The sequence below is a fragment of the Novosphingobium sp. Gsoil 351 genome (assembly GCF_009707465.1).
Lineage (GTDB): Bacteria > Pseudomonadota > Alphaproteobacteria > Sphingomonadales > Sphingomonadaceae > Novosphingobium.
Genome location: NZ_CP046120.1, coordinates 3,187,266 through 3,212,365 on the forward strand (window position 1 = coordinate 3,187,266; position 25,100 = coordinate 3,212,365).

25 protein-coding genes and 1 pseudogene are annotated in these 25,100 nt (G+C 64.8%); 14 read left to right on the plus strand and 12 right to left on the minus strand.

The features are described 5' to 3' along the window. Window positions 1–77 precede the first annotated feature (77 nt). On the plus strand, window positions 78–1,064 hold the full coding sequence (locus GKE62_RS15405; protein WP_230206743.1) for an NADPH:quinone oxidoreductase family protein: 987 nt from the start codon (window positions 78–80) through the stop codon (window positions 1,062–1,064). 198 nt (window positions 1,065–1,262) lie between these two features. Further along, on the plus strand, window positions 1,263–2,009 hold the full coding sequence (locus GKE62_RS15410; protein WP_195908453.1) for an SDR family NAD(P)-dependent oxidoreductase: 747 nt from the start codon (window positions 1,263–1,265) through the stop codon (window positions 2,007–2,009). A gap of 162 nt (window positions 2,010–2,171) precedes the next feature. Here GKE62_RS15410 and GKE62_RS15415 read toward each other — a convergent pair whose 3' ends face one another. Further along, complete coding sequence (locus GKE62_RS15415; RefSeq protein ID WP_154693006.1) at window positions 2,172–2,762, minus strand: GNAT family N-acetyltransferase; 591 nt, start codon at window positions 2,760–2,762, stop codon at window positions 2,172–2,174. Window positions 2,763–2,813: 51 nt separating this feature from the next. Between GKE62_RS15415 and GKE62_RS15420 the strand changes: the two genes are divergently transcribed. After that, a complete protein-coding gene (locus GKE62_RS15420; protein WP_154690754.1) occupies window positions 2,814–4,013 on the plus strand; it encodes an IS256 family transposase in 1,200 nt (399 codons plus the stop codon). A gap of 305 nt (window positions 4,014–4,318) precedes the next feature. Here the strand turns inward: GKE62_RS15420 and GKE62_RS15425 are convergent, their stop codons facing one another. The 6 genes from GKE62_RS15425 to GKE62_RS15450 all read right to left on the minus strand — a co-directional run bounded on the left by GKE62_RS15425 (window position 4,319) and on the right by GKE62_RS15450 (window position 10,541). Beyond that, window positions 4,319–5,110, minus strand: a complete 792-nt coding sequence (locus GKE62_RS15425; RefSeq protein WP_154693007.1) for an alpha/beta fold hydrolase — start codon at window positions 5,108–5,110, stop codon at window positions 4,319–4,321. Window positions 5,111–5,392: 282 nt separating this feature from the next. After that, window positions 5,393–5,968 (minus strand): DUF4136 domain-containing protein, encoded by a 576-nt coding sequence (locus GKE62_RS15430; RefSeq protein ID WP_195908454.1) that lies wholly within the window; start codon window positions 5,966–5,968, stop codon window positions 5,393–5,395. A 230-nt stretch (window positions 5,969–6,198) separates the two neighbouring features. After that, window positions 6,199–7,734 carry a DHA2 family efflux MFS transporter permease subunit gene (locus tag GKE62_RS15435; RefSeq protein WP_154693009.1) on the minus strand — a complete coding sequence of 512 codons (1,536 nt, stop codon included), beginning with the start codon at window positions 7,732–7,734 and terminating at the stop codon, window positions 6,199–6,201. A gap of 9 nt (window positions 7,735–7,743) precedes the next feature. Further along, window positions 7,744–8,922, minus strand: a complete 1,179-nt coding sequence (locus tag GKE62_RS15440; protein ID WP_154693010.1) for an HlyD family efflux transporter periplasmic adaptor subunit — start codon at window positions 8,920–8,922, stop codon at window positions 7,744–7,746. A 30-nt stretch (window positions 8,923–8,952) separates the two neighbouring features. Beyond that, window positions 8,953–9,090 carry a hypothetical protein gene (locus GKE62_RS15445; RefSeq protein WP_154693011.1) on the minus strand — a complete coding sequence of 46 codons (138 nt, stop codon included), beginning with the start codon at window positions 9,088–9,090 and terminating at the stop codon, window positions 8,953–8,955. 26 nt (window positions 9,091–9,116) lie between these two features. Continuing rightward, window positions 9,117–10,541, minus strand: a complete 1,425-nt coding sequence (locus GKE62_RS15450; RefSeq protein ID WP_154693012.1) for an efflux transporter outer membrane subunit — start codon at window positions 10,539–10,541, stop codon at window positions 9,117–9,119. A gap of 245 nt (window positions 10,542–10,786) precedes the next feature. On the opposite strand from GKE62_RS15450, the gene GKE62_RS15455 reads away from it, so the two are divergent. Then, window positions 10,787–11,449 (plus strand): TetR/AcrR family transcriptional regulator, encoded by a 663-nt coding sequence (locus tag GKE62_RS15455; RefSeq protein ID WP_195908455.1) that lies wholly within the window; start codon window positions 10,787–10,789, stop codon window positions 11,447–11,449. A 231-nt stretch (window positions 11,450–11,680) separates the two neighbouring features. Here GKE62_RS15455 and GKE62_RS15460 read toward each other — a convergent pair whose 3' ends face one another. From GKE62_RS15460 to GKE62_RS19150, 4 genes are all read right to left on the minus strand, one after another. Next, window positions 11,681–12,118, minus strand: a complete 438-nt coding sequence (locus GKE62_RS15460) for a BLUF domain-containing protein (protein WP_195908456.1) — start codon at window positions 12,116–12,118, stop codon at window positions 11,681–11,683. Window positions 12,119–12,153: 35 nt separating this feature from the next. Next, window positions 12,154–13,215 carry a bifunctional diguanylate cyclase/phosphodiesterase gene (locus GKE62_RS15465; RefSeq protein ID WP_154693015.1) on the minus strand — a complete coding sequence of 354 codons (1,062 nt, stop codon included), beginning with the start codon at window positions 13,213–13,215 and terminating at the stop codon, window positions 12,154–12,156. Beyond that, on the minus strand, window positions 13,205–13,864 hold the full coding sequence (locus GKE62_RS15470; protein WP_154693016.1) for a diguanylate cyclase: 660 nt from the start codon (window positions 13,862–13,864) through the stop codon (window positions 13,205–13,207). The genes GKE62_RS15465 and GKE62_RS15470 overlap by 11 nt, the downstream gene beginning before the upstream one ends. Window positions 13,865–14,637: 773 nt before the next feature. Next, entirely contained in the window at window positions 14,638–14,997 is a 360-nt protein-coding gene (locus GKE62_RS19150) for a hypothetical protein (protein WP_230207109.1), read from the minus strand. Here GKE62_RS19150 and GKE62_RS19825 point away from each other — a divergent pair. Further along, complete coding sequence (locus GKE62_RS19825; RefSeq protein ID WP_370516105.1) at window positions 14,905–15,165, plus strand: diguanylate cyclase domain-containing protein; 261 nt, start codon at window positions 14,905–14,907, stop codon at window positions 15,163–15,165. The genes GKE62_RS19150 and GKE62_RS19825 overlap by 93 nt on opposite strands. Next, the gene (locus tag GKE62_RS15480) at window positions 15,050–16,141 is read left to right on the plus strand and encodes a bifunctional diguanylate cyclase/phosphodiesterase (protein WP_305080893.1); all 1,092 of its coding nucleotides are present in this window, start codon (window positions 15,050–15,052) and stop codon (window positions 16,139–16,141) included. The genes GKE62_RS19825 and GKE62_RS15480 overlap by 116 nt, the downstream gene beginning before the upstream one ends. A 633-nt stretch (window positions 16,142–16,774) precedes the next feature. Here the strand turns inward: GKE62_RS15480 and GKE62_RS15485 are convergent. Beyond that, window positions 16,775–17,452: a PilZ domain-containing protein gene (locus tag GKE62_RS15485; RefSeq protein ID WP_154693019.1), complete on the minus strand. Its 678-nt coding sequence runs from the start codon at window positions 17,450–17,452 to the stop codon at window positions 16,775–16,777. 586 nt (window positions 17,453–18,038) lie between these two features. Between GKE62_RS15485 and GKE62_RS15490 the strand changes: the two genes are divergently transcribed. From GKE62_RS15490 to GKE62_RS15525, 8 genes and pseudogenes are all read left to right on the plus strand, one after another. Further along, a complete protein-coding gene (locus GKE62_RS15490; protein ID WP_154693020.1) occupies window positions 18,039–18,500 on the plus strand; it encodes a helix-turn-helix domain-containing protein in 462 nt (153 codons plus the stop codon). Then, entirely contained in the window at window positions 18,493–19,821 is a 1,329-nt protein-coding gene (locus tag GKE62_RS15495) for a HipA domain-containing protein (protein WP_154693021.1), read from the plus strand. The genes GKE62_RS15490 and GKE62_RS15495 overlap by 8 nt, the downstream gene beginning before the upstream one ends. Before the next feature lie 193 nt (window positions 19,822–20,014). Then, on the plus strand, window positions 20,015–21,136 hold the full coding sequence (locus GKE62_RS15500; RefSeq protein WP_154693022.1) for an 8-amino-7-oxononanoate synthase: 1,122 nt from the start codon (window positions 20,015–20,017) through the stop codon (window positions 21,134–21,136). Continuing rightward, window positions 21,133–21,752, plus strand: a pseudogene (bioD, locus tag GKE62_RS15505) (dethiobiotin synthase). The gene GKE62_RS15500 and the pseudogene bioD overlap by 4 nt, the downstream one beginning before the upstream one ends. Continuing rightward, the gene (locus GKE62_RS15510; protein WP_154693023.1) at window positions 21,749–22,999 is read left to right on the plus strand and encodes an adenosylmethionine--8-amino-7-oxononanoate transaminase; all 1,251 of its coding nucleotides are present in this window, start codon (window positions 21,749–21,751) and stop codon (window positions 22,997–22,999) included. Before bioD ends, GKE62_RS15510 begins: the two are co-directional and overlap by 4 nt. 303 nt (window positions 23,000–23,302) lie before the next feature. Then, window positions 23,303–23,857, plus strand: a complete 555-nt coding sequence (locus GKE62_RS15515; protein WP_154693024.1) for a hypothetical protein — start codon at window positions 23,303–23,305, stop codon at window positions 23,855–23,857. 89 nt (window positions 23,858–23,946) lie between these two features. Further along, the gene (locus tag GKE62_RS15520; RefSeq protein WP_154693025.1) at window positions 23,947–24,321 is read left to right on the plus strand and encodes an MbcA/ParS/Xre antitoxin family protein; all 375 of its coding nucleotides are present in this window, start codon (window positions 23,947–23,949) and stop codon (window positions 24,319–24,321) included. After that, window positions 24,293–25,012 carry an RES family NAD+ phosphorylase gene (locus tag GKE62_RS15525; RefSeq protein ID WP_154693026.1) on the plus strand — a complete coding sequence of 240 codons (720 nt, stop codon included), beginning with the start codon at window positions 24,293–24,295 and terminating at the stop codon, window positions 25,010–25,012. Before GKE62_RS15520 ends, GKE62_RS15525 begins: the two co-directional genes overlap by 29 nt. Window positions 25,013–25,100 lie beyond the last annotated feature (88 nt).

Below are 25,100 nucleotides of genomic sequence, written 5' to 3' on the forward strand. Positions count from 1 at the left end.
AGACCTCATTGTTGAGGTAGTGGCAGGCGGGCGGTCATGCTAGTCGAAATGGCGGGCGATGGTAAGGGGACGGGACAGTGAGATTGGTGCAGGCGCAGAAGCTTGGTTCGATCGACGACTACGCGATGGTTGAGCCTCCCGTCCCGAGCCCGGCCAACGGGCAGGTGCTTATCCGGGTCGCAGCGTGCGGGATGGGCTATGTCGACGCGCTGGTCGCGACGGGTGGCTATCAGGTCAAGCCGCCGGTGCCGTTCACCCCGGGCCATGAGATCAGCGGCGTTGTCGAGAGAGTAGGCGCAAGCGTGGACAATGTCCGATCCGGCGACCGGGTGATGGCCTACAGTTTCGGCGGCGGGCTGGCCGAATATGTTGCGGTCCCGGCCGAAATGGTCGAGCGGATTCCCGACTGCATGACGTTGCCGCAAGCCGCGGTGTTCCGAATCAACTACCTGACCGCACTCCACGGACTGGCTGATCGCGCCCAATTGCGCGCCGGCGAGCGGATGCTGGTGTTCGGCGCGGCCGGCGGGGTCGGCACAGCTGCGGTACAGATCGGCCGCATTCTCGGCGCGGAGATAGTCGCTGCGGCCTCGACTGAGGAAAAGCGTGCCTTCGCCAAGGCGCAGGGCGCGCAGCAGGTCATCGACACCGAACCGGATGGCTGGCGCGATCGGCTCAAGGCGCTGTGCGGAGGCAGCGGCCCCACTGTGGTGTTCGATCCGGTTTGCGGCCCACTGTTCGAAGCCGCGTTCCGCTCGCAGGCGTGGGGCGGGCGGCACCTTGTGATCGGCTTCGCCGGCGGGCCGATCCCCAAGCTGTCGGTCAACCTGGCGCTCATGAAGGGCTCGGCGCTGGTTGGGGTCGACGTGCGCCAGCTGCAGGAACTCGAGCCGGTGCGGACCCGTGACCACGTCGACCGGCTGCTCCAGTGGGTCGGCGAAGGCCGGCTCTGCCCGCCGGTAGGCAAAACTTTCGCATTCGAGGACTATGCCGCGGCCATGACCAACGGGATCTCGGGCAGCGGACCGGGCAAAGCGATTGTCAGGATATCCGAGGATGCCTGAAAGGGCGCATCAGGCGGTCCCTCGGCCCCGCCCGCGCCATCGGCGAGGCGGAGGCCTCGCGGCCTTTGGGGAATTAGGTGTTAAGCAGCCGCCGGAAAGGGGCGGAGCATGACCGCAGTAGGGACGCCAGCGGACCTCCACTGAAACGGCTCGAATGAAACTTTGCCATCGAGATGAACCAGGGTAGCAAGACACTGAATGGGCATCGATCCGCTCTTCGATTTCGCCGGGAAGATCGCGCTGGTGACAGGTGGCTCGCGCGGGCTCGGCTACCAGATCGTCCGCGCTCTGGCGGAGCGCGGCGCTGATTGCATCGTGGCCAGCCGAAAGCTGGAGAACTGCGAAACGGTTGCAGCCGAACTCCGGGCGCTCGGCCGCAAGGCGCTTCCGGTTTGTTGCCACGCGGGGCGGTGGATTGAGATCGACGCCCTGATTGAGCGTGCCTACGCTGAGTTCGGCCGCGTCGACATCCTCTTCAACAACGCCGGCATGGGCCCGCGGATGGCGAGCCACGAGGTATCCGAGCAGCTGTTCGATTCCGTGGTCAACCTCAACTTCAAAGGCCCGTTTCGCCTCGCCACCCAGATCGCCAAGCGCATGTTTGATGGGAATGGTGGGTCGATCATCAACGTCTCTTCAAGCGGTGCTCTATCTCCGCTTCCAGAAGTGATCCCCTACGGGTCATCAAAGGCCGCGCTCAACGCCATGACCGTTAGCATGGCCAGTGAGTATGCGCCCAAAGTCCGAGTGAACACCCTGTCTCCCGGCCCATTTCTGACGGACATCGCTGCTGCGTGGACTGAAGACGCGCGGGAACGTTCGCCAAGCGCACGTGGCCGACCTGCCGATCCGGCGGACATCGTTACCGCCGCACTGTTTCTCGCCAGCCCAGCGTCTGTAAATGTCACCGGCGCGCTGATACGCTGCGACGGCGGTCCCCTATAAGTTGGCTGGCGAGGTGACGCTCAAAGCCGGGGGAAGATGGTTCAGTGAGTCTGCCCAGACGCCGAAAGCAGCCTTAGTCTCTTGGTGGCCCGAACGACCCACAATGGGTCGTGAGCGGCTGGACCGTTCCGGCGCGATCGGGTGGGGAGCGGAACGTCCGCCTTAATCGTGGTCGTTCCCAAACAGACGCGGTAAGGCGAAAATGTCACGCTCCAAGCCGTCAGGAAACGTCTCGCGCAAAATCTTGGTGCCGCCGAGCTTTTCGACAAGCTTTCGCGCAGCGATGTTGTCGTCGTTCATGTGAGTCTCAACCAACTGCCAGCCAAGCGTGCCGTAGCCAAATGCAACAGCTTCACGTGAAGCTTCCAGCGCGTAGCCGTGTCGGCGCGCGGATGGGACAATCCACCATGTAAGCTCTGATCTTGGATAACCTTCAGGCCACCAAAGGCCGCAACCGCCCACCATTTGCCCGGTAGCGCGCTCAACAATTGACCACCGGCCATAGCCACGCAGCGCCCAGTGCCCCAAATCTGTTGCAAGCACCCGCCAAGCGCGATCTGCTTCCATTGGGCCGCCGTAAAATTGTGATGCCTCGGCGTCGGCAAAGAAGTCACGATAAACAGGAAAGTCCTCGCCCGTAGGTCCCCGCAGCGGTCGTGCCCCCGGGCGTGGTGTAGCTCGGCGGTAGCGTAGCTGACCGGCCGCGCGCTCCCCAAAGCGCTGTAGCGGGCGGTCAGCTGCGCGGGTGGTCATCGGCGACTTCTGGTAAGGTTGGTTTGCCAATCAATCTTACGGAGACAACCGATGACCGAGGACAAGATGGACCTGCGCGCGCTGTTGGGAAAGAGCCCGGATGCGGACTTTCTGCGCGACATGATTGGATTTGCCGCCGAGCGCCTGATGGAGCTCGAGGTCGGCGAGCGGACCGGCGCAGGCTACGGCGAGAAGAGCGCTGCGCGACTGGCGCAACGAAACGGGTACCGCGACCGCGACTGGGAGACGCGGGCTGGCACGGTCGAGTTGCGGATCCCCAAGCTCAGGACGGGAAGCTACTTCCCCTGCTTCCTCGAACCCCGGCGGCTGTCCGAGAAGGCGCTGACCGCGGTCATCCAGGAGGCCTATATCCAGGGAATCTCGACGCGCTCGGTCGACGACCTGGTCAAGGCAATGGGGATGAGCGGGATCTCCAAGAGCCAGGTCAGCCGGCTGTGCCAGGAGATCGACGGCCGGGTAAAGGCCTTCCTCGAGCGGCCGCTCGAGGGAGACTGGCCGTATCTCTGGATCGACGCCACCTACGTGAAGCAACGCCAGGCCGGACGCATCGTCTCGGTCGCGGTGATCGTCGCGGTGGGCGTCAACTCCGATGGCCGCCGCGAGGTGCTGGGCATGGCGGTCGGCCCATCCGAAGCCGAGGTGTTCTGGACCGACTTCCTGCGTTCGCTCGCGCGGCGCGGCCTGCGCGGCATCAAGCTGGTCATCTCGGATGCGCATGAAGGCATCAAGGCGTCGGTCTCGCGCGTGTTCAGCGCCACCTGGCAAAGATGTCGCGTTCACTTCGCCCGCAACGCGCTGGCACATGCCGGCCGAAGCGGGCGCCGGGTCGTCTCGGCGTTCATCGCCACCGCCTTCGCCCAGGAGAGCGCCGAGGACGCCAAGGTCCAGTGGCGCAAGGTCGCCGACCAGCTCCGGCCCACGGTCCCCAAGCTCGCTGCGCTCATGGACAACGCCGAGCAGGACGTCCTCGCCTACATGAGCTTCCCGGCCCAGCACCGCACCAAGCTCCACTCGACCAACCCGCTCGAGCGTCTCAACGGCGAAATCAAGCGACGCACCGACGTTGTCGGGATCTTCCCCGATGAGGATGCCATCATCCGTCTCGTCGGCGCGATCCTGCTCGAGCAGAACGATGAGTACGCGGTCCAGCGCTGCCGCTACATGACACTGGAAAGCGTCGCCCAATTAGGCGATGATCCCCTGGTCAAGCTGCCCGCAATGGCCGCCTGACCAATCCGGCCTTGACCGGAGATCGCCAGGGCTACGCCGGCGAACCTACACCACGCGGTGGGGCACGATCCCCGCAGCTCAAGCCGCTCAGTTTCTAGTGTGGGTATTATCTGCTTTATGGTCATAACGAATGGCATCTTATGGCGAAGATCGCGTCCCCGTTAAACGACCGAAAACGGGTCGCGAGCCGCCCGGCAGCTTTCCCCAGTTCGAATCCTGAAGCGCTCCGGCCGGAGTCGGCCCCAATGCCGACCCCTCGGTAACCTCGCTCTTTGCTATCAGTTATCCGACGACCTGCTAGAGCGTCATGCGGATGCCGACCGACCCGTGGCGTCGAGGATCACTTGGATTGTATCGATTGGTTGATCCCACATCGGGAAATGACCGCTCTCCGCGAACCAGTGCATTTTTGCCTTTGGAAAGGCAGCCATCGCTCTGTTCGCTTGCCTTGGAAGACATAGTCGATCCTTGCGGCCCCAACCGATGACGACCGGTGCATCGGTGGCCCCAGGGCCGTCCTGCATTGGCCCGGTAGCGAGGTCCGTCACCAGCGAGTCGAAGGTAGACGTACCAGCGAACGACCGCAGTTCGTTCAGAACCAGAGAGGGATCCAGCGCCCACGGCTTTGCAGAAAGCTGAAGCATGAGGGCGGTGCGACCGGCGACATTCTTGGTGATGGCGGGAAGCGCTGGTCGCATCGCCTTTACCGCTGCAAGCGACGCCGTGATGGTGGTCTTGAAGAACGTGCGTTCCCACCCTTGCCAGAACCCACCCGGATCGAGGGCGACGACCGCACCGGCGCGACCGCGGCGTGCCATCTCGAGCACGAGGCGAGCACCCATGGAGCTGCCGACCATATCAATGGCTTCGAGATTCTCGCTCACCAACCAGTCCTCCACGGTGCGCGCCAACCCGTTAAACGTGCCGCTGTCGGCCTCTGCAGGGGTTTGCCCGTGGCCGGGCAGGTCAAGGGCAATCACGTCCCGCTCTTTCGCAAGAGCCGTCATGATTGTGTCCCAAGAGCGGTGGCTTCCTCCCAGACCGTGAATGAGCAGGAGGGGTTTACCGCGGCCCGAGCGCGTGTGGTGCATGGTCATAGGAGGAGAACGCCTCGCAGCGATTTATGGCTGCCATGCCTGTGAATGTCCGCTTTTCCGAATTGATCACCAGGACCGGAAATTCCTCAACCGGCCCCGTTGCGTACTCTAGTACCCGCGTGAACCAACGGCTGCCTTCGGCGGGTCAGTTTGAGCCGCTGACCGGCAGCAATGCCAGCGACTGCGTTTGTTAGACTTCGTCCAAATCGGTAATATCGCACTCAGCCTCTAACCGCAGAGCGCTTCATATCGAAGACGCTCTGCGGCTTCGCGCATCGTCAATCAGGACGGCGGCAGCGACTTCATCATCTTCGCGACCATCGAGTTCAGATGCGACTGGGAGAGGTCGCTCTGGGTCACCCGATCCTCCGACGCCGCCCGCCAGACGAGGTCACCGGTCTGCCGATCGACGAGATCGATGACGAGCGTACCGTGGGTGTAGTCGTAGGTCGTGACGACCGGTGCCGCGCCCCAGCGGCGCACACAGCCGCGCCAGCCGCAGAAGGTGGCGGCGGTGTCGGTGAGCCGGGCACCCTGCTGCTGTTTCAGCACGACGTGGAACGACACCGCCAAGTCAGAGATCGCCGGGGACGCAGCTTTGCGGAACCCATGCGCAGCAAGGTTGGTTTCGATAGCGGTCTGCAGTCGCCGCGCGGTGATCTGGTTGGCCACCGCCGAGTTCGCCGGATCGACCAGCGCGCTGCTGGTCGGCGCCCACGCGAAGCTCGATCCAGCGGGCAGCAGCGGGGCGCCGACTTGCATGGTCAGGGTCTTGGCGTCGGCGGTGGTGGCCTGGAAACCCGCCACTGTTGCCATCGCGGCCAGCGCGAAGACAGCGCTGCGAAGGTAGATACTCATAGTCATTCTCCTTGGAATTTTGGATGCACGGGGCCGGCCGCGAAAAGCGGGTGCGGTCACGTGCGGACGGATTGTCATGAGGGTTGCCGTTCGCCGCCGAAGGGGGGATAAGCGGTGGCGAACGGCGGGTGCACTTTGCTTTCGGCGGGAGGCGGAGTGCGACGCGTCCCGAGGGGGTTTCGGTTATCGCGAATGGCTACATCGGCAGATCTCCTTGTCAGTGGATAGTTCTAGTGAGCGGCGGAGGTATCGACCTGGCGCGTCGGGCGCGGGGCGAGCCAGATGATCGATGCGGCGGCGGCGAAGATCGCGGCGGCGAGCACGAAGGTCTGACCCGTCGCCAGTGCGACGCTTTCCTTGTCGACCAGCTGGCTGACGATCATCCGCGCCTGTTCGGGACCGTAGCCTTGCGCGACGAGGCGATCGATCGTGGCCTGTGCGCCATTGAGCACACCGCTGAGCGCGGCGCGCTTTTCCTGCGCGCCATCGTACCACAGCGTAGTCGAGATCGCGACCGCGACCGCCCCGGCCATTGTTCGCAGGAAGTTCATCACCCCGGCAGCGGAGGCGGTTTCCTCCTCGTCGACCGCGCCCAGCGCGATCGTGGTCAACGGCACGAAGAAGAACGGCATCCCCGCACCCTGGATCAGCTGGGGCAGCGCCAGCGTCCAGAAATCGGAGCCGCTGTTCCACCAGAAAACGCGCAGCAGCGATGTCGCGGAGAGCCAGCACACCCCGATGAAAACCAGCCGCCGCGGGTCGACCGTGGTCATCCGCTTGGCGACGACCGGTGCCATCAGCACCGCGGCGACGCCGTTGAACGCGGTCGCGTAGCCAGCCCAGGTCGCGGTGTAGCCCATCGCTCCCTGCAGCCACTGCGGGATCACCACCAGGCTGGCGAAGAACGTGCCGTAGGCGAATACTAAAGCGATCACAGCAACCGCGAAGCCGCGGTGGCGGAGTGGACGCAGGTCGACAGCGGGCTGGTCCTCGGTCAGCTCCCAGATCAGGAACGCCGCGAACCCGACCGCGGCGACGATCGCCAGGTTCACGATCAAGGTCGAGCCGAACCAGTCGTGCTCGCGCCCCAGGTCGAGCATCAGCTGGAGCGCGCCGACCCACAACACCAACAAGGCCAGCCCAACCCCGTCGATGCGGTCCTTGATCCGCTCGGTCTCGGCGGGGCTCAGGACGGCGAACGCGGTCAGCGAGCAGACGATGGCGATCGGAATGTTGATGAAGAAGATCCAGTGCCAACCCCAGCTATCGCTAATTGTCCCGCCGAGGATCGGGCCAAAGATCGGAGCGGTCAGAGTGGTCATCGCCCAGATGCCCATCGTCATCGCGTGCTTGTCTTTGGGGAACACGCGCAGCAGCAGCGTCTGGCTCAGCGCCATCAGCGGGCCGCCGCAGATCCCTTGGCCAATGCGAAACGCGACGAGCGCGGCAAGGCTCGTCGCAGTGCCGCACAGGAACGAAAATATCCCGAACCCCAGCATCCCGCCGGCAAACACCCGCACGGTGCCGAACCGGCGCGAAAGCCACCCAGTGAGCGGCACGCAGATCGCCTCAGCCACGGCGTAAGAGGTAATCACCCAGGTGCCTTCGCTCGACGAGATTCCGAGCCCGCCGGCGATGTGCGCGACCGAGACGTTGGCGATCGTGGTGTCGAGCACCACCATGAAGTTGGTGACTGCCAGCACGACCCCGGCGAGCACTAGCGCGCCGCCGGAAAGCTGGGTGGAGGTTTTCGAAGGAGCAGTCATGGCGGCGGCTCACCCTTTGCCCGAGACGTCGATCTCGGCTTCCATCGACAGGCCGACCTGCAACGGATTGCGGACCAGCTCGCGCGGGTCGAGGGCGACGCGCACCGGCAGTCGCTGGACCACCTTGATCCAGTTGCCCGTGGCGTTCTGGGCGGGGATTAGTGCGAACGCCGAGCCGGTTCCTCCCGAGAACCCCGCGACGCGGCCGTGATAGACGACGTCCGAGCCGTACACGTCCGACGTCAGTTTGACCGGCTGACCGATCCGGACACGCGTGAGCTGGCCCTCCTTGAAGTTGGCGTCGACATAGGCCGCGCCGAGCGGGACGATCGTCATCGCCGCGGCACCCGCGGCGAGCCGCTGGCCGACCTGGACCTGGCGGTTGGTGACAACCCCCGCGAGCGGCGCGCGGATCACCGTCCGTGCCAGATCGACTTTCGCCTGATCGAGTTTCGCCTTCGCGGCGAGCACATCGGGATGGGTATCGACCGTCGCGCCCGCGATCATCGCGTCGTTGGCCGCGCGATTGCCCGCGGCTGCGTTGCGCGCGGCGCTCGCCTGGGCGAGACCGGCGCGGGCCTGCGCAACGTTGCCCGCGGCCGCGGCATAGGCGTTGCGCGCTGCGGTCAGCTCCTCGCCCGAAACCGCGCCGGTCTCGGTCAGTCCGCTGCGGCGCCCCAGATCGGTGCGCGCCTTTTCGAACGCGGCCGAGGCGATCGCCAGATCGGCGCGAGCGCGGGCGATCTCGGCGCCACCGGCCGCGACCTGTGAGCCGAGCGCGCCGCTGGTCGCCAGCGCCTGGCTGAACTGGCGGCGGACCCGCTGGTACTCGGCCTCGGCCTTCGCCACCGCGAGCCGCGCGTCGGTGTCGTCGAGCCGGAACAGGATCTGGCCCTGACGGACGAACTCGGTGTTGCGCACTGCCACGTCGGCGACTGCGCCTGCGACCAGCGGCGTAACCTGCGCGGTCTCGGCGTTAACGTAGGCGTTGTCGGTGGCGACGTGATCGCCGTCGGCCAGCAAGAAGTATCCGGCAGTCGCGGCGGCGAGCGCGAGGCCAAGGCCGGCGAACAGCGTGCCGCGCCTCGTCCGCTTGTGCGGCGGATCGGGAGGACGGAAATCGAGGTGGGTGACAGTGCTTTTGTCGTCTTGGAAGGCTTGGGTCAGTTCTGCGGTTTCGGTAGGCATGTGAGATGTCCTTGGCTGTGTGGGAAAGGATCAGACGGGAAGGGCGTGACTGTGCAGCGCGTCCATCGCGAGCAGCCAGGCACCGCCGACGATCACCGCCTTGCAGGCGGTACCGATGACGACGAGGCGGGCGATGCGGTGCCAACGGGGAGGGGTTCGGGTGGTCACGGTTGGTTCTCCTTTGAGGGTTGGGTTCAGGTGGTCGCGAAGCCGCCGCCGAGCGCGCGGACCATCGCGACGTCGAGGGTGAAGGCGCGCGCCTGGAGGTCGGCGACTGCGCGGCGGCCCTGGAGCACGCCATCCTCGGTGCTGAGCACGTCGAGGTAGGTCGAAAGCCCGCTGCGGTAGCGCTGCAGCGCCAGCGCCAGCGCTTGTTCGGCCGCGGCCAGGGCCTGACGCGAGTGTTCGGCGCGCTGCGTGAGGTAGTTGCGGCTGGCAAGCGCGTCCGCGACCTGGCGGAGCGCCTCGGCGACGAGCCCATCATAGCGCGCGACCGCCTCGTCGTAGCGACCGCGAGCACCACGATATTGCCCCGACAGTGCGCCGCCGTGGAAGATCGGCAGGCTAACCGCCGGTCCGACGTTGCCGAATGCTGAGCCGCCATCGAGCAGACTGGCTAAGCCGAGCGACTGGAGTCCGATCAGCCCGCTTAGGCTGATGTTGGGATAGAAGGCAGCGCGGGCGACCTTGATCCGGTTCGCTTCGGCCTCGACCGAGGCGCGCGCGGCAGCGACATCGGGCCGGCGACCGACCAGGTCGATCGCGGCGTTGGCTGGCAAGGCGCGCGGTGCCAGTTCTGCGACCGAGGGAGCGGCTATCTCGAGTCCGCGATCCGGCCCCGATCCGATCAGCGCGGCGAGCGCGTTGCGCGAAAGCGCCAGCGCCTCGTCGGTCGCGGCAAGCTCGGCCTGCGCCGTGGCGGCGCGCGATTGCGCCTGCCTGAGCGCGACGTGGGTATCGAGTCCCGCCGCGGTGCGTCCCGCCACCAGCCTCGCGGTTTTCTCGCGATTGGCCAACGTGGCTGCGAGCACGCCGTGCTGCGCGTGGAGTCGACCGAACTCGGCGTATGCCGAGGCGATTCCCGTGGTCAGCGCCAGCCGCGCCTCGGCCAGCTCGAACTGCGCCGCGTCGGCATCCGATCGAACCGCCGCGAGGTTGGCGCGGTTGCGGCCCCACAGATCGAGATCGAGCGAAAAGCCAAGGCCGATCTTGGCGGTGTCGCGCCAGCCATCGGGGACAAACACGGCGGGGACGCCGTTATTCTCGCTCTGTTGGACGAACCCGGCGCTGCCGCTCAGATCGACCGTCGGGACGAGCGCCGCGCCGGCCTGCTGGGCGAGACCTTGTGCGATGCGCAGCCGCGCCGCGGCCTGCTCGAGCGTTGGTGCCCCGGCCAGCGCCTCGCGCATCAGGCCGTCGAGCTGGGCGTCGCGGTAGCCGCCCCACCAATCGACGGTAGGCCACGCGCCATCGCCGTTGCGCAAAGTTTCGGTTGCGGCGAACGAAGCCGCCGCGCGAGGTTGGGGCCTCGCCCCCAGATCGGGGACCGAGGCGCAGGCGGGAAGCAGCGCGGAGCCGGCCAACAGCAGGGCCAGCCCGCGAATGCGGGTGACGGGCATTTCGGAACCTTTCGTTGAGGTACTTGGTGGTACCGTTATCGCCGATTCGCGACCCCCCGTCAACCTAAAACGGTACTGTGTGGTATCTCGATTAATTTGAGCGCAATTACTGTGCTTTAGCCTGGAATCTGCTGCTCAAACGTGCGGCGAGCGCCGAACTTTCTGTCGGGCGAGGGGGAGGACCCGTGGAGGCCGTTCCACTATTGGCGCTTGCAAATTACGAAATGAGATACCACAGTGTACCCATGAAAATCGGAAAACGGGAAAGCCAGCGCCTCGCGCGCCGGGCACAGATCATCACCCTCGCCCGCGAGGAGTTCTTCGAGAACGGTTACGAGGCGACCACCATGTCGGGAATCGCGGCCCGACTGGGCGGATCGAAGCGGACACTATGGGCCTATTTCTCCTCGAAAGAGGCCCTGTTTACTGCGGTGGTCGAGGATACCGCCGCGGGTCTGCGCTCGAGGATCGAGATGCCGCGCGACGGCGGCGATGCGGTCGTCAGGATTACAAAGTTGTGCCGGTCGGCGATCGATCTTGCGCTTTCTCCCACTGCGATCTCGATGTTCCGCCTCGTGGGTTCTGCCTCGGACCGCCATCCCGATGTCGCCGCGACATTTTTTGCCCGTGGTCCCGCCGAGACCCAGCGGGAGGTCGGCAACTATCTTGCGGGCAATTTCGCCGACGTCCTGTGGACCAGCGATTTTCTTACGGCCGGTCGCGACCTGATGACGCTCGCCGCGTCCGAAATGCATTTCGAACAGGTCTGGGGACTGTTGCCGAGCCCGACCGCGGCCGAACGCGATGCCAAGGCTAGACATGCGGCAAGCCTGTTCCTCCGCGCCTACGCGAGGGACCCTGATGCGCTGATCTCGCGCGAGGAACTTGCTTCCCAGAGCAGCGCCTGACCGACCAAACGACGAGGAACCAGGACCGATCTTCTCGCTTCCAGATTGGAACAGAACGGTGACCCGTCGATCTCAAGCGTGCCCTTTACGTCGAGAGACGGTTGCCAATCCAAACGTCTGCTTGTTGCGCACTAGGCGCCAAAAGCTGCCGGGCCGCCCTCGGTCCCATTCCGGTTGCCAGACGGAACGTCGCACGGCACCTAGTCTGACGCGCGCCTAAGCTGTCTAGGGTCAACTGGCGGCGAGGGTTTCGTCGCTGCTGCGAGCCAACTCCAGCATGAAATCCAATAGGGCGTCGCCGGCCGGCTTTTTCCCAAGTGCTGCAAGCGGCGAGTCACCAAAGCGGTCACGCAGCGCTTCGTTGTCTCCCACAAACGCCATCGACCACTGCTTGAATCGCCGACGGTCGCTAAATTGCGAAGAGAGGATTTCCACGTTGTCATGGCGTGGGTCGGCCGCAATCCTGGCGTACGTGGCGCGCACAGCTGTTCGATCGCCTTCCAGCGCCTGCACGAATTTGCCCTCGGTAAACAGCAATGCGCCGGTAACATCGACCGCCGCATTGCGCTGCCGCGCGATTGCCAGAATGTCGTCGATCATGGCGAGATCGACCGCGTTGTCCGGGTTGAGTTGTGCGCAACTTGAATAGACCAGGTTGTATATCGACATCGCGTTGGTTCCTTTTGTGATCCGTCTTGAAGCTTCTACGTCCGCACGAAGGGCGACCCAGTTGCCATGCCTACGGCGTGGGCAGGCGTGGGCAATCCAAGGAGTTTGCCTTGGCCGACGTTGCATCCCAACTTGTGAAGCGCGTCCATTTGGCCGAGCGTTTCCACCCCCACGGCGGTAGTTCCCAGCCCGAGCCCGTCGGCGAGGCCGACGATGGCGCGAATGATCGCTTGGTCCGCGTTGTCATCCTCTAGTGTTTCGACAAACGTTCGATCGATCTTTATCGAGTGAAAGGGCAGCCGCTTGAGTTGGGCAAGGGAGGACGCGCCGGTTCCGAACTCATCGAGTGCGACACACAAGCCGGCGTCAGCGAGATCCGCAAGCGCCGTCGCGACATAATCGGTCCCGCGGCCCGCCAGCACCGTTTCCGCGACCTCGATCTCGAACAGCTCGGGGGAGAGCTCGGCGCGGCGGAGTTTTTGCAGAAGGCGGGGCGCGAAGTCGCCAGCGCGAAACTCCGCAGCGGAGGCGTTCAGCGCAATCTTGCCAACCGGAAGCCTGGCGTCTTGCCAGTGGCGGACATCGTTCGCGACGCGCTCGAACATGGTGTCGCCGATCTGACGCGCCAGTTCGATGTCCTCGAACGCTTGATCGATCGCGTGCGCCGGGATCAACCCGCCCTCATCGTCGCGCAAGCGGAGGAGCGCTTCATACCCGATCACGCGGCGAGAGCGCAAATCGACCTTCGGCTGATAATGGGTCTCGAGCCGATGTTGGGCGATCGCTTCGCGCACCGTGGCGATTGCCGAAGCCCGCTTGCGCAGGGTGTTACCCATGGACGGCACGTAAGTCGTAAAGCCGCCTCGACCGAATGACTTGGCCGCATACAGCGCGATGTCCGCGTTTTTGAGCAGTTCGGACGCATCCGCTCCATGATGGGGATATGTCGCCAGGCCGATACTGGCGCGCGTATCGAGTATGCGGCCCTTGAACGTGACGGGGCGACGCAACGCTTCGAGCAGATCTTCGGCAAGGAAGGTGGCTCGCGCATTGGCTCGCTCGCTCGATACGATGACCGCAAATTCGTCACCGCCCAATCGCCCGACCGCATTTCCCGGTGATACGGTCGCATGAAGCCGTGCCGCGGTCTCGACCAGGGACTGCGTCGCCGGCGTCGTGACCCAGCGTGTCGTTGATAAGTTTGAAATTGTCGAGGTCGAGCATCAGCACGGTGACAGAGCCACCGTGCACCGTCGCAGCGCAGATATCTTCGGCCAGCTGTTCCTTGAGCGCTGCGCGATTGAGCAATCCGGTCAGCCCGTCGTGATACGCGACCCGGCGCAGCTGCACCTCGTGCGACATCCTTTCAGTGATGTCGCGTGCGACCGACAGGACGGCTTCGTGCCCTTTGATCTGCGAAAGAGCGACTTCCCAGAAAGCACGCGATCCGTTGGCGTCCCGGGTCTCGAGCGTAGCCTTTGCCGAACCGGCCACGTCGACCCGCGCCAAGGCTTCGACCGCGAACGCCTTGGATTCATCCGCCCAGAGGGTGATCCAGTCTTCGAATTTATAGAGCCCTTGCCCCTCGCGGTAGAGTGCGTCAGGCAAGATCAGGGTAAGGGTGTCCGGGCTATTCCCGGTAATCGCGGCAATCGTTGTCCATAGATCCGCAAAATCGAACTCGGTGGCGCGGGCAACATCGATGGCCGAAACTTGGGTCAGAGCTTTGGCGGGAACGTGAAGCATATCTGACGTTGCCCGATAGCCATGGGCATTTGGCCCCCTCCTGCAACCGTAGTTATACGGAGTACGCTGCGTTCCGAGACACTTCAAAACAGGATTGTTGGGGCTTTGGTACGTCGCCTTGGATGCCGATACGGGTGCGCCTGCAGGCAGTCTGAACGGCCGCCAACTGCAATGGCGCTGAGTTCGACAGCCGGGCAGTAGCCTTCACTACTTGAGACGATCGGTGGGCATCTCGTTTACGCCCAGGAGTTCGACAGGCGAGCGCCCCTTCCCGCACGCTTGGCCTCAAAAGCTATCAGGTGGCCCCGGTCCCGTTCTCGCGTGCCGAAATGTACACCCCACTTGGAGGTGCCGTCGTCGCGTCGGCCTTGGGGTGGCGCCGCCCAACCAGGTACCCTGGCTTTACGGCGTGCTGCTCGCGAACCTCTTTGGTCTCAGCATCTCGGTTCGTAGCGATGGACCTCTGATTTTTAATGGGGCTAATCTGCTCGCAGTCGCGGTAGCGGTCCGACTACTTCATTGGATTCGAATTCGCGATCGGATCCTACCCCGCAGTCGCGCCAAGGCCGAGTTGAGAAAGACTTTCGTCGTCACGGCGTTTTTCTGTTTCGCGTACTGCTGGTGGAGCCTGTCGCGCTATCATGCAGGGCTCAACGACGACCGCGTCCACATCGTGCTTTTCGCAAGTCTGGCGGCCGTCGGATGTGCTTTTGGCTTGAGTGCGTTTGCTGCGGCCTCTCGGCTCCCCCCTGTTGCTGTTGGCCCTGCCAATGTCACTCCAGCTGCTTGCCGACGATGAGATTGCTCACATTGGGATGGGCGCAAGCTTGATGTTGCTCATGCTTTTGACTCTTCGGCTTACGACCCTCCAAAACGAGAACATCGCGCAACTTGTGCACTCGCGGTTCGACGTCGAGGTTGAACAGCGGCGCGCCAGGCGAGCGGAGACGGTAGCCAATGAAGAGAAGTCCCGTGCCCGAGAGATAGCCAACACGGATGCGCTGACCGGTATTGCCAATCGCCGCGCGTTTCTTGGCAGCCTGGACGCGCTGGCCCAAGCTGGCCATCCCGGTATCGCCGTTGCAATCCTGGACCTCGACGGCTTTAAGCCGATCAACGACACATTTGGTCATGAAACTGGCGACCAAGTGCTGATCGAGGTGAGCGTTCGGCTTGCAGGCCGCGTTGCAAAGTGGCTCAGTCGCTCGCTTGGGCGGCGACGAGTTCGCCCTGCTGTTTCCCTGCGACGACGAGGGCCAGGCGATGACTGTTTGCCAGCAAGCGGTCCGGCGCATTTCTGAGCAGTTTGTCTTCGGTCGGCGGCGACTCAATTTGTCCGCTGCGGCCGGTGTGTGTTTCGCGGGAGGGGAGAGCAGCGACCTACTGCAGTTGCTACGGCGCGCGGACATCGCCCTCTTCCGCGCCAAGCGTACCGGTCGTGGCAAGGTTAAACTTTTTTCGACCGAGATGGACGTAAATCTTCAGCGGGAAACCAACATAGAGCAGGCGCTGCGTGAGCCCGGGGTGCACCACAGCATCGACCTGGCCTATCAGCCCATAGTAGACCTTCGCACCCAAGAGTTGCAGTCATTCGAGGCGCTGGCGAGGTGGCGGCACTCGGAGCTAGGGTGGATAGGTCCAGGGGAATTTATCCCCATAACCGAGCGGATCAGCGTGATAGAACAGATCAGCGATGCGTTGTTGGCCCGTGCCGCGGCGCAAGCAAATCGCTGGCCTTCCTCAGTAAATTTATCATTCAATCTAAGCGCCGCGGAGCTGTGCTCGTCCAACACTTCCGCGAAGATTATCCGCATCATCACCGAGGCAGGGTTAGACCCGAGGCGGCTTCACATCGAAGTTACCGAGACGGCCTTTCTAGCCGACTTCGAAACGGCCCGCCGCAACATGGCGGATCTGCGCGCGCATGGGGTCCAGATCGTGCTGGACGATTTTGGCGCTGGTTTCGCTTCGATCTCATACCTGCGCGAGATGGCCTTCGATGCGGTCAAGCTGGACGGATCGCTAGTCATCAGCGCGGGAATGGGCGTAGGCCTTCCGCTCCTTACGGGTGTGCTCAGACTTTGCGAGGCGGTAGGTCTCCCGTGCATCGCCGAGCATGTCGAAACTGCCAATCACCTTAGGATGCTGCAAAGCCTGCATTGTTGCTATGGCCAGGGCTATGGTCTCGCGCGACCGATGGGCGCTGACGCTGCGGAGCGGTTCGCGCGCACAGCACCAAAGCGAATTGAAGATCTATTCAGGCTTGCAGCGGCGTAGGCAATCGCTGGCTAGGTTGGCTCTCTCGTGGAGCAAAGTAGATGCTAACGCTGAGGTTCGGCCGACGTACTCGAAGTACCCAGGCTTCGAGACGCCAGTTGATAAGTTACAACTGCCGGGATCTGGTACTATCCCAAGCTTGGCGGGACTGAGCAAAAGTTTGAGCTTGGCCTGCTCGATAGCACCGATATCATTCGTTTGCCGATCGCTTTTCTCGATTCCGGGGGCGTTCCCCAAGGCGACGTCTTGGTTCCGCGCACCCTGTCTTGGACCTCCCGCCTCGATGGCAGTACGCTAGAGATCAAGCTCGATTTCAGTAAGCGTCCGCTGAGCGGGTTTTCAGGCTGACCGGTAATTCCAGGGCAGCAGTTCGTCGATGCGGCGGGCGGGGTGATCGGCGATGCGATTTCATTCAGGATCGCAAGAGCTGGCGCGGCTTCTTGCCCCGTATGGGCGTCGTCGGAGACTGATACACACCTGTGTTCCACCGCTCATGGTGCTTGCTTGAGCTTTATGAGGGGGCGCACTGACTGCGGCGACGCCAGTGGGCTGATCGCATTATATCCACCCTATCATAAGGTCCTCTCGCACATGTGTTTTATGACGGTCGCGAAGGCCTATTGCTTACCCGGCTCAGGCTGCTTGCGCGCCGCTCTCGAGGAATGGACCTTGGGACTGCTGTCGAATGACCCAGTGCGCAAGCTCTTCAAAAGGCAGCGGGCGAAGAAAGTTCAAGCCGGCGATTCCGCCTTGCGTCCATCGAACTACCGCCTTGAGCTCGAGCCCCTCTAGCCGCACCCAGACCTCGTCGCCCGGCTTGATAAACGAGGCAACCGCCTTGATGCCGCGTTGAGAAATGTCCTGCACTTCGATCGCCAGCGAGCGGTCGCCGATGATCAGCTCTGCCTTGCACTCGATTTGTAGCCGCGGGGCCCTGTTGACCCTGCCCTCAACAAGCTTCCTCGCGAGATCAGACAGCACTTGCTCAACATCTACCGGCTCGTCGAACTGCACGCCGACATGCTCGTCCTTGCACCAGGTGAGGGTACCTTGGACGATCCGGTCGGGACTGAACTGGACGGTGATCGGTAGACCTTCGGCAAAGCTCGTGTAGACTTGCCCTCTCATCCCGTTTGGCGAAAGATTGCGCACGAGGCAGAAGCCGGCAAACGCATCGGTCTCGATGAGAACGGGCCTGAAGACAGTGGCGGTCCTACCCTGGGCACGACGCTCGCCAGGCAAATCCGCGGTCGATTGGAAATCGCCGGAGTAGTTCAAATCGTCCTCCTTGGGGCCTTCGCCCTTGCCCAATATCCTTCAACAGCAGCAAGAGGGGTGCGCTACACACCCCTGATTTAGCTCGGATATTTGATGACATAGGTATTTTCACGCCATAGGATGCAGCAAGGGCAGCGATCGGATCCTGCTGCCCTGTCGCCGATTGCTCGACTGCCGATCTCAATATTTGAGCTCGGAGCGTACGGGCTGAGTTCGGCCTCTTCGCACTCTGCAGTCAGCAACGACTTACAACCTGGGGCCTCAGCGAGGTTTTGGAAATCTCGCTGCGAACGAACGACCGCGATCCAGCAAGGGAGTTCGCCTAGGGCATGACTTGGTGAATCGGTCCCGTTTCCGCTGGCCGCGCTGTCGCTGGTCTGCGGCATCGCCAGTTTCGATCCCGTTCGCGCGCATTATCGTTACTGTAAGGGAGCAATTACGCTCCGTTCAGGAATATATGATACCGTACGGTATCGAGCCTTCCTCGACGTCCGTTGCAGAGTCGGCTAAGGCCTCCAACGGGAAACGGCTATGGCTAAGGATCAATCCAGAGAACCTGGAGCGGACCGCCTGAGCCAAGCGGTCGAGCGCGCGCGCGGCGCCGCCGCGCAGCGTTTCCATGGCGCCCCACGCCAAGGCCCCGGCGAGGGATTCCGCGGGCACGCCCCAGCGCGCGATCAAGTATTCCAAGAGCTCAACCGCGCTGCGTCAGCATGTCGCCGAGGTGGAAAAGCCGACGCCGACGGTTCGCCTGCTCGTGCGCCAGCCGCCCGCTCACACGCAGGAGGAGCGCCAGAAGACCGCGCAGCCGCGCGCGGTGCAGGCTCATCGGTTACGCCGCGGGGCGTCGTCGAGCCCGCGCGAGGTAGCGATCGCCACGGCACAGGACCTCGGCGAGTTCGTTCACCAAACGCGCCGGCGCCAAGGGCTCTCACAGGAAGGGCTGGCCCAGGCCGCGGGCACGGGGCGGCACTTCGTCTCGGAACTCGAAGCGGGCAAGCCGACGCTCGAGCTCGAGCGGGCGCTCTGGGTTTGCGAGGCGCTCGGGCTGAGCCTGCTGGCGATCGCTCCGGATGACTGAGGACCGGCTTGCCGTCTGGATGGACGGCATGGCCACTCCTGCGGGCCATCTCGAACGAAGCGACGAGGGCGACACCAGCTTTGCGTATGCCAGGAATTATCTCGACGCCGGCGGCCCGCCGCTGTCGCTCTCGCTACCGTTGGCGGACGCGGCTTACGACGATCGCGGAATGCGGGCCTTCTTTGCCAATCTGCTGCCCGAGAACGCGCAACTGCAGCGCATCCTCGACCGCGAAGGCCTGGAGCGCGGTAACGTGGTCGGCCAACTGCGGCATCTCGGCGCCGACTGCGCCGGCGCGGTGTCCTGCCTGCCCATGGGTGACCCGCCGGTGAAGACCCCGGGCCGGCTCGATGCCGACTACGAGCCGCTCGACGATGCGGCGGCGATCCGGATCGTTCGCAGCCTCGCCGAGTTGCGCCGTCTTCCCGCCGAGGTCGACGATCCCTCGCCTGTCGCGGGCGTGCAGAGCAAGATCGCCTTGACGGTCCTGCCCGACGGCCGCTTCGCCTTACCTCGCGCAGGTTTGCGGGTTCCCACCACGCATATCCTCAAGGTCCCCGAGCGCCGCCATGGCCGCGATGCCCGGCTCGAGGAGGCCGCTGCGCTGCTCGCTGCCGCTTGCGGCCTTGAGGTCAGCGTGCCGCAGGCGATCAAGGTCGGCGACTACGAGGCTTTGCTGATAGAGCGTTTCGACCGCCGGGTTGCCCAAGACACGGTCACGCGCATCCACCAGGAGGACTTCGCGCAGGCGCTCGGCTTTTCGTCCGAGCTCAAGTACGAGCGGCGCGGGCGGGAAGGGCGCAAGTTCGACGTTTCCGCGGCGCTCTCGGTCCTCGACCGCACCGCGGACCCCGAGGCCGCGCGGCTCGGGTTCGTTCTGGCGACGCTGTTCAACTTGCGCATCGGCAACACCGACAATCACGCCAAGAACCACGCCCTGCTATACGATACCGGCGGCCCGCCGCGGCTGGCCCCGCTTTACGACATGCTGCCGATCCGACTTCATGACCGCTACAACCACCAGCTCGCGTTCAAGATCGGCCAGGCGACCCTCTTCGACGAGATGACCTCGGACGATGTCGCCACATTCCTGATCGAGTGCGGGGTCGAGGATGTCCCAGGTTTCGTCGGGGAAGCTGTCGTGCCGCTTGTCCGTAGCCTCGAGAAAGCCACGCCGACCTTGCGCTCGCAGGGCATGCGAACGTTCGATGACCTGATCGGACGAGAGACAGAACGGCTCGTCGACCTGCTCAGCGCGGCGGTCGAACTGCGAGCGCGATGCGTTCGTCGAGCGCGGCGGCGGCTGCTCATGAGCAACTAACGGGCGACCCTGCTCTTCTGCTTTCGATTGGCTGCTACTGGCAGCGCCGTCGGCCGGGGCGTCATGCGACCCAGCGCCCGGGCCGATGACCGCGGGAGCACTCGATGACAGCGCCTGACAGCGAAAAGACGTTCGAGGCCGGCCCCAAGAAAATCCGTGTAGCCGAGGCGTGATGAGTCTGTAGGGGGCAACAATGCTGGCACTACAAGCTCACCGCGCAGATCTTTCGCGCCTGCGCGAGGCGGACCGACTTCGCGGGCTGCGCCCGCGCGAGGGCGTCGACTTCGCTTCCAACGACTACCTCGGCCTGGCAAAATCGGAGCGGTTGCGCGGCGCGGTCGCGGATGCGCTCGACCGCGGCGTGGCAATCGGCTCGGGCGGCTCGCGGCTGCTGCGCGGCAACGACCCCGCCCACGAAGCGCTCGAGGCGCAGGCTGCCGCGGCGTTCGGCGCAGAGACGGCGCTGTTCTTCGCGAACGGCTACACCGCCAACCTCGCCGCCTTCGGCGCGCTGCCGCAGCGTGGCGACCTCGTCGTCCACGACGCGCTGATCCATGCCAGCGCCCACGACGGGATGCGCCTCGGACGGGCCGAGACGGTCGCGGCGGCGCATAACGATGCGCAAGCCTTCGCCGACGCCGCCGCGGCGTGGCGCCGGGAGGGCGGCACCGGACAAATCTGGCTGGCGGTCGAAAGCCTATACAGCATGGACGGCGACCTTGCCCCGCTTAACGAATTGTCCGAGATCGCCACGCGGTTCGAGGCCAACCTGCTGATCGACGAGGCCCACGCCACCGGCGTGTTCGGCGCGCGCGGGCTGGGGCTGGCAGAGAATTTGCACCACCGCCCCAACGTCATCGCGCTGCACACCTGCGGCAAGGCGCTGGGCTGCGAAGGCGCGCTCCTGTGCGGGCCGGCTCCGTTGCGCGAGTTTCTCGTCAACCGCGCGCGCAGCTTCATCTTCTCGACAGCGCCGTCGCCGCTGATGGCGGTGGCGGTGGGCGAGGCGCTGCGGATCGTCGCCGACGAGCCCGGGCGCCGTGGCGAGCTGTGGCGGCGCGTGGTGCACGCCGAGCAGGTCCTGGCCGGGTGTGGAGTGGCAGCGACGGGCTCGCAGATCCTCCCGCTGGTGATCGGAGATGATGCCCGGACGATGGCCGCAGCGGGCGCGCTGCACGCGGCAGGGTTCGACGTCCGCGGCATCCGTCCGCCGACGGTGCCCGCGGGAACCTCGCGGCTGCGCATCTCGCTGACGCTCAATGCCACGACCGATCAGATCGACGCGCTGGCAGGCGCGCTCAAGGTGGTGCTTTGAGGATCATCGTCACCGGCACCGACACTGACGTCGGCAAGACCGTGTTCGCCGGAGCGGTCGCCGGGGCGCTGGGCGCGAGCTACTGGAAACCGATCCAGGCCGGGCTCGACGAAGGCAGCGACGCCGCCCGGATCGCGGCGCTGAGCGGCCTGCCACGCCAGTCTATCCTGCGCGAGGCCTATCGGCTGACCACCCCGTGCTCACCGCACCGCGCCGCCGAGCTCGACGGCGTGACCATCGACCCCGCGCGTCTCGCGCTTCCCCCTGCGACGGACCGCTGGTGATAGAGGGCGCGGGCGGGGCGCTGGTCCCGCTGACCCGCGAGTTGCTGTTCGCCGACCTCTTCGCGCGGTGGGGGGCGCCGGTGGTGATCGTGGCCCGCACCGCGCTCGGCACGATCAACCACAGCCTGCTGACCATCGAGGCGCTGCGGGCGCGCTCGGTCCTGATCCTCGGCGTCGCATTCGTCGGCGAGCCGCAGAATGACAGCGAGGCGACGATTGTCGCGTTCGGCAAGGTGCGCCGGCTGGGCCGCCTGCCGTGGCTTAGTCCGCTGACCCCCGATAGCCTCGCCGCGGCGTTCGCTGAGAACTTCGACCTCGGGGACTTCGCATGACTGGCTCGCCGATCTGGCATCCGTTTACCCAGCACGGCCTCGGCGAGCCGATCCCGCTGGTCACCCACGGCGAGGGCGCGGCGCTGTTCACCCGCGACGGGCGCCGGGTGATCGACGCGATCTCGTCGTGGTGGGTGACCACCCACGGCCACCGCCACCCACGGATCGTCGGGGCGATTTGCCGGCAGGCGGAAAAGCTCGACCAGATCATCTTCGCCGGCTGGACCCACGAGCCCGCCGAGGAGGTCGCCCGCGGCCTGCGCGCGATCATGCCGCCATCGCTGACCCGGGTGTTCTTCTCGGACTCTGGCTCGACCAGCGTCGAGGTCGCGCTGAAGATGGCGCTGGGATTCTGGTGCAACCGCGGCGAGGCGCGCGAGGCCATCGTGGTGATGGAGCACAGCTACCACGGCGACACCATCGGGGCGATGTCGGTCGGCGCGCGCGGGGTGTTCAACCGCGCCTATCAGCCGCTGCTGTTCGATGTGACGACGATCCCGTTCCCCGTTGCGGGCGCCGAGCAGGCGACGCTCGACGCGTTCGAAGCAGCGTGCCGCGAGAAGCCCGCCGCGCTGATCGTCGAGCCGCTGATCCTCGGCGCGGGCGGGATGATGGTCTATCCGCCGTGGGTGCTAACCGAGCTCGCCAGGATCGCGGCTGCTCACGAAGTCCTGTTTATCTCCGACGAGGTGATGACCGCGTGGGGCAGGACGGGCACGCTGACCGCCTGTGAGCAGGCCGGGGTCGTCCCCGACATCCTGTGCCTGTCCAAGGGCCTGACAGGCGGTTCGGTGCCGCTGGCGGTGACTATGGCTAGCGAGGCGATCTTCAAAGCCCATCTCAGCAGCGATCGCGCCAGGACCTTCTTCCACTCGTCGAGCTACACCGCCAATCCGATCGCCTGCGCTGCGGCCGCCGCCAACCTGGCGATCTGGCGCGAAGAGCCGGTACTCGAACGCGTCGCCGCGCTGGGCGAGCGCCAGCAGGCCCGGCTCGACGGACTTTCGCGCCACCCGATGGTTCACAACCCGCGGCGGATCGGGACGATCGCCGCGTTCGAGGCGGGCGGCGGCGGGGCTGCCTATCTCTCCGGCGTCGGCCCACGGTTGCTGCACCATTTCCGCGAGCACGACCTGCTGGTCCGCCCGCTCGGCAACACAGTCTACGTCATGCCACCCTACTGCGTCGACGACGCCGATCTCGATCTGGTCTACGACGGAATTCGCTACGGTTTGGAAGAACTCTGAACGCGGTTTTGGACCGTACTAACGTGACCAGCAGTTGGACGACGCGGTGCTTTTGCGTTCGTGTCTTGCCAATCCCCGAAGGACCGGTCGTTCACGGCCCATTCGGCGATCCGGCCATTTCCAGGTACAATGAAAATCGGGCTTACCCTGGAGGGGCCATCGGAATTCTGAGGTGAGACCGGTCCTGACTCGATCGAGGCAAGCCTTATCATTGCAGTGAAGAGCGGAGGTGGCGTTGGTCCAGGCGCACTGCACGGAGCTGCCGAATGCCTCAGATCACTGAACTCGACACGCTCGAGACGCGTGCCCGCCGAGCCGGCGCCGCTGAGTGAGGCCGATCTCGCCCGGCTCGACGTGCTCGATGCCTGCTACGACGAGCACGCCGCCATCCTCGAAGACGAGGACAGCACCGACGAGGCGGTTCAGGGCGCCGAGGAATCGATCGAGCGGATCGAAGCCGAGATCCAGGACATCCGCAACCGCCCGCCTGTGCTCGCCCCCGAGCTGATGGGCGAGGCGGGTATGATCCTCACTCTCGGCCGCGACGGCACGCCGGTACTGCAGCCGACCTACTACGCCGAGCGTCAGCCCGGCGCGGACGATCGTCGCGACGACACAATCGAGGTCGTCAGCGGCGAAGGCGCAGACGGCTCACGCCGCTCGACGCTGTCGAAGCGGCTCGTCGATGAACTGGCGATGCAGCGCCGCGACGTTCTCGCGCTCCATGTCATGTCCGACCCCGGGTTCGCGCTCGGCCTGCTGGTGTTCTCGCTCGCCGACGCCGAAACGATAGACTGGCGCTCGAAGACCGCGACTACGCTACGCGGTGGGGTGCCATCGTCGCGTTCGCCACGCTAGAGGCTGAGGATCGCGAGATTTCGGCAGTCCAAATTTGACCTTTCATTTGGACGAAATTGGAATATATCATCCATCTGAAAGGATCGATCATGGCCACCCGCGCTGCTCAAAATCCCGAGAGAGCCGATGTACTAGGCAACGCGATCATTCGCATCGCCGGACTGTGGGAGCTGAGCAACGCCAAGCTCGGCTCGATCCTCGGCCTTTCGAGCGCGACCGCCTCACGGCTCCGCCATGGGCAGGCGCGACTCGATCCCACGTCGAAGTCGTTTGAGGCCGGGCAGTTCCTGCTGCGGCTGTTCCGCGGGCTCGATGCGCTGATGGGCAGCGACGATGACGCCGCTCGCCGCTGGCTTGCTGCCGACAACCTCGATCTCGGTGGCCGGCCGTTCGACCGGCTCGACACGATGCGGGGGCTGATCGAGGTCTGCGACTATGTGGACTTCCACCGCGCTCGCGTCTGAGCTTCGCGGCTATTCGGGAACGGTGTGGCGGGTGGTCGAGGCCCAGCACCGAATCTCGACCGCGCGGCTCGCGGCCAATCCTGCCGAGCAGGCTCTGCTCGAGGACCTCGCAGAGGCGGTCAAGCCGCAGTTGCCCGTCAGTGCTCGCGGGCTCGACTATCTGCTCGCCTCGCCGTTTCGATACGGTCACGGCCAAGCCAGCCGCTTTCGCCGCGCTCACGAGCGTCCCGGCATTTTCTATGCGAGCGAGACCGAAGCGACCGCGATCGCCGAGACCACCTACTGGCGACTGCGCTTCTTCATGCGCTCGCCAGGGTTCATGCCGCCGGCCACGACCACCGAGCATTCGAGCTTCTCGGTCAAGGTCACCAGCGACCACGCGCTCGACCTGACGCTCGCGCCGTTCGCGGTCGACGAGGCCCGGTGGACCGATCCCGTTGACTATTCGGCGTGCCAGGCGCTTGCGCACGCGGCACGCGAAGCGGGAACGCAGCTCATCCGAACGATTTCGGCGCGCGATCCTGGGCGCCGCTGCAACCTGGTCGTGCTCGATCCGATAGCCTTTGCCGAGCGTCGACCGCGATCGGGACGGACCTGGCATCTGCGCTTCGAAGCCGGACAGTTGGTCGCTTTCGCGGCGTTTCCTTCGCGCGATCGGTTCGCATTCACCGCCGGGCACTTCGAGCTCTGAGGCCGTGACCGCTTGCCCACGGCTCGGGCACACGGTCCTTTCCTGACGACACCACATCACCGGCGTCGCGCATGCCGGGCGAGAGAGG